This window comes from Mesorhizobium sp. M7A.F.Ca.MR.362.00.0.0, from assembly GCF_004023175.1.
Classification (GTDB): domain Bacteria; phylum Pseudomonadota; class Alphaproteobacteria; order Rhizobiales; family Rhizobiaceae; genus Mesorhizobium.
Genome location: NZ_RZTF01000069.1, coordinates 13,055 through 16,023 on the forward strand (window position 1 = coordinate 13,055; position 2,969 = coordinate 16,023).

Here is a 2,969-nt window from a genome sequence, read left to right on the forward strand (position 1 = left end):
CTTTAGATGATGGGGTGGCGCTTCATGGTTCCCTCACGGAAGAGAGGGCGAGACGGCCATCTTCGGTGATGACGGTCTGGTGGAATTCCCATTCCTCGCCTTCATCGTAGCGGGGATGCTTGACCTCTTTGATGTAGCCCGCCTCGCGCAAGCCAATAGTTTGCTCATCTGACAGAAACCCCGTATCGTGACGCGGCATCAACCACGCGTCGTCACCATCGCGCGAAAAGGCCATGGTATGGCCATCCGCCATAGCGACCAAAACTTGCCGCTGCGCCTCTGTCAGCTTCATGCCTTCTCTCCTTGCTGGGGAGAAGCGGTGAGCATGGCGCGATAGATGCGCGGCGCGGCATAGCATGCCGAAGACATCACGCCATCGCTGAAACCGAACTCACGATTTACGGCCGCAATCATCTCCGCTGTCGGCTCTTTCGGCACCAGCACCCAGCCGTCCTTCACCGCCAGTTCTGGCGCTGCGGGGGAGACGCGGAGCGCACGGACGGCTCTTTCTGCCAAATGCATTGCGTCGGCATAGGCCGGCGTTTCGCTTAGTTCTTTCCAAACAGCCAGCGCGCAATCCGATATTGTCTGGTCTCGGATCGCCTCTCCCTCCCCTGGAGGGGGAAGCGATAGGGAAGCGAGGATCGACTTGACCTTCGCGACTGCCAAATCAAACGCCGCGAAATGCCAGCTTTCCCACGACTCGTTTTCTTCCGGTTCCTTGTCGCGGAAATCCTCCAGCGCACCCAGAATACGTTGCGCCATTTCGTCTGTCACGCCCTTGGTAGCGGGTGGGGATGTGGGGGTCATGCTGCGGACCTCCGAAGATGGTCGGTTTCAGCAGTGAACCAATCGACAAGCGGCGTGTCGTAGCCAAGCATAAGTGGGTGCTTCGGATCGCCCGACTTCGTGAAGCCGAACACCTTGACTGGCTTGCCGGATGCGAAGAAAAGGTCGCGCATCGCGTCCAAGTGGTGGCGTAGGCGCGGCGGAACCTTGCTGCTGTTGCCCCAGCACGGGACAAGGATATCAGCTTCTGCAATAGCCTCGGCGACATGCCGCGCGTTGTCCGGGCCGACTGGATCAGCCACCTTGGCGAGTTCCCGTGGGTCGGTCGCGGTCTTGCCGAACGGATTAACGGCGATGTACTTTCGGCCGTTGTTGCGAAGGGTGAAGCCGCGCCACTTCATCGTGGTTTGGTCCTCCTCGCTTACGCCAGCGGTCGAACCGTTGATACCGCTGTACAGGATAACCAATCCGGTGGCCTGTACCTCGCGGTCAAGCCGATGGCGAAACAGGCCGCATTCGGAAAAGACCGCAGAACTCTTTAGAGCGAACATGTCAGCCATTGCTTTTTCCTTTGAAAAACAGTAACATAACTATAGTTATGACGCCAGATTTTCGTGCAGGTATAGAGGCTCAACCGCCGCTTTTGTGCAGCCCTTCACGTAGGTCAATCGGTTGTAAGCGCCTTGCTCTGCCTCTTCGCGCGTGCGGTAGAACGACCATGCAGTGTTGTTCGTAACAACGCGCCAGGCCACAGGCTCCGCCTCCCCGGCTGTCTTCCTGGATAGAGAGGCGCGGAGGAAGACGTGTTCGGTAATGCTGATCGTGGGGTCGCTGGCGATCATCCGATAGGCGGGAAATCCCTCGGCTTCAGCTTTGGAGCCAAACTGTTTGGCCTCTGTCGCGGTTTGCGTCCACCAGTGCCAACTATCGTCCTCATTCTCGGCATACCAATGTGGTTGTGCGGCCCCATCGAGCCCCTTGCGCTCAACCAGCCAAGCGACTTCGCGGGCTTCCTCCGTCTCTTCCCCAATACGACCGGGGGAGGGAGCGGCATTGCAGAGAAGGCGAATACCGCGCGTCACGCTCTCGTCAAAGACAGGGTCAGTGTCGCGGGCGTCACATTCTGCCAGCAACTCGCGCGCGGCTTTGGTGATCGCCTCTCCGCTCCCCGCTGCTATAGGGGTGCTGAGGGAGGCTAGATAGGCGACGACTGATTTGCGAAGACTGTTCAGTTCGACCGATGACGGTTCGGCATCAGGGTGGTGGTTGACCCTGAAGGCTGCCAGCAGCGCGGTTTCGTCAAGCGTGCTCATGACTTCACCACGCGGTATGCTACGATGTCGCCACCGCATATTGACGGCGAATCTGGAAAGTGTCTCCAGTCAAGGTCATCGGCGAACGACTTCGACTCGCCGCCGTCCCTCATCTTGTACTCGACCGTAAGCCCAGCATGAACGGGGCACTCACCACCCGTCCAATCAATCCAATCGCGGTCTACCCTGTTCATGGCAGAGAGCCTCCGGTAGCGCGGCGAGCAAGCATGGCGTCGGCTATGGCGTAAGCTTCGGCCGCGATGATTTCTGTCCGGCTGATGTCTGTTCGGGCCGGGCCGAAATATTTGGTTAGGTCATACTCAGGGACGCTGGTCCGGCAAACGCCGCTGTCCAGCGCCTGACCTGCGAACCAATCGCGAAGGCTCATGCCGTGTTCGTGATAGATGTCGCCGGCAGGGCCAACACCCATGGCTGCAAAGGCTGCGCCACCATCTGTCTTCGGTGCTTCATTCATAGCTCTCGGTTCCTCAAGATATGGGATGGCGGAGGTCATGCGGTTCTCGATTTCGAAAACGGCCGGGAGGGCATCTTGGAACGCGACTTCGGCCAAGATCCATCGTGCTTCGCTGCAATGCGGTAGACCTTGGCAATCGCGGTCACATCGGCGTCGGTCTTGATGCGATGGCACTTGACGTGCGCTGGCCGCAGATTGTCGTCGCTATCGTCATGCGTTAGGGCATAGGGGATGACGTGTTCGATCTCCCACGCCTCGGCAACGCCAATCTTGCCCTGGCACAGATGGCACACGCCAAGGGACGCATTGAAGATGCGAGCTCGATCTTTGCGGTTGAAGGATTTGCGGGCCATCAGCGCGCACCCCACGGTCGCCCGAGCTCACGCGCTAAC

General features: G+C 59.1%; 6 protein-coding genes. All 6 read right to left on the bottom strand.

Annotated features, from left to right (window positions below; genetic code table 11):
* Positions 1-22: 22 nt before the first annotated feature.
* Positions 23-292 (bottom strand): hypothetical protein, encoded by a 270-nt coding sequence (locus EOC06_RS12015; protein WP_128307843.1) that lies wholly within the window; start codon positions 290-292, stop codon positions 23-25.
* Entirely contained in the window at positions 289-810 is a 522-nt protein-coding gene (locus tag EOC06_RS12020; protein ID WP_128307844.1) for a hypothetical protein, read from the bottom strand. Before EOC06_RS12020 ends, EOC06_RS12015 begins: the two co-directional genes overlap by 4 nt.
* Positions 807-1,349 carry a DUF1643 domain-containing protein gene (locus EOC06_RS12025; RefSeq protein ID WP_245469508.1) on the bottom strand — a complete coding sequence of 181 codons (543 nt, stop codon included), beginning with the start codon at positions 1,347-1,349 and terminating at the stop codon, positions 807-809. Before EOC06_RS12025 ends, EOC06_RS12020 begins: the two co-directional genes overlap by 4 nt.
* A gap of 36 nt (positions 1,350-1,385) precedes the next feature.
* Positions 1,386-2,102: a hypothetical protein gene (locus EOC06_RS12030; RefSeq protein WP_128307845.1), complete on the bottom strand. Its 717-nt coding sequence runs from the start codon at positions 2,100-2,102 to the stop codon at positions 1,386-1,388.
* Between the two features lie 190 nt (positions 2,103-2,292).
* Positions 2,293-2,577, bottom strand: coding sequence for a hypothetical protein (locus EOC06_RS12035; protein ID WP_128307846.1), 285 nt, complete (start codon positions 2,575-2,577; stop codon positions 2,293-2,295).
* Between the two features lie 35 nt (positions 2,578-2,612).
* Positions 2,613-2,930 (bottom strand): HNH endonuclease, encoded by a 318-nt coding sequence (locus EOC06_RS12040; protein WP_128307847.1) that lies wholly within the window; start codon positions 2,928-2,930, stop codon positions 2,613-2,615.
* Between the last annotated feature and the right edge of the window lie 39 nt (positions 2,931-2,969).